This is a genomic window from Alteromonas sp. ABE4_545, from assembly GCF_056161325.1.
Map to the genome: position 1 here is coordinate 1 of NZ_JBSWYY010000070.1, position 842 is coordinate 842.

The 842-nt window shown below is 55.8% G+C and carries 1 protein-coding gene; it reads right to left on the reverse strand.

The features are described from left to right. A partial coding sequence (locus ACXAH6_RS20350; protein ID WP_474879819.1) for an Ig-like domain-containing protein occupies positions 1-842 on the reverse strand: 842 nt, incomplete at both ends.

Here is an 842-nt window from a genome sequence, read left to right on the forward strand (position 1 = left end):
ACCTGAATATCGCCAATGGCGTAGGTAGTATCGTTTGCCAGCTCAAAGCTGGTGCCTGTGCCGGTGGTCCAGTTGCTGCCGCCATCCAGCGAGTATTGCCAGCTTGCGACGTCAGAGGCCAGGGTCACATTCACTATAGCGTCATTAGTCAGGTTATCAGACGATGAACTGCCTGAGTCGCTCGCCAGAGCCATACTCGGTGCCGCCACCGTCATATCAGTGGTAATGGCTGCGCTATTTGACGTCACCGCTGACTCATTGCCCGCGGTATCGGTTTGGCGTACCTGAATATCGCCAATGGCGTAATTGCTATCATCCGCCAGCTCAAAGCTAGTGCCTGTGCCGGTAGTCCAGTTTACACCGCCGTCCAGCGAGTATTGCCAGCTGGCGACGTCGGAGGCCAGAGTCACATTCATCGTCGCGTCATTGGTCAGGTTATCAGACGATGAACTGCCTGAGTCGCTCGCCAGAGCAAAGGTCGGTGCCGCCACCGTCATATCAGTGGTAATGGCTGCGCTATTCGACGTCACAGCAGACTCATTGCCCGCGGTATCGGTTTGCTTCACCTGAATATCGCCAATGGCGTAGGTAGTATCGTTTGCCAGCTCAAAGCTGGTGCCTGTGCCGGTGGTCCAGTTGCTGCCGCCATCCAGCGAGTATTCCCAGCTGGCTACATCAGAGGCCAGGGTCACATTCACTATAGCGTCATTAGTCAGGTTATCAGACGATGAACTGCCTGAGTCGCTCGCCAGAGCCATACTCGGTGCCGCCACCGTCATATCAGTGGTAATGGCTGCGCTATTTGACGTCACCGCTGACTCATTGCCCGCGGTATCGGTTTG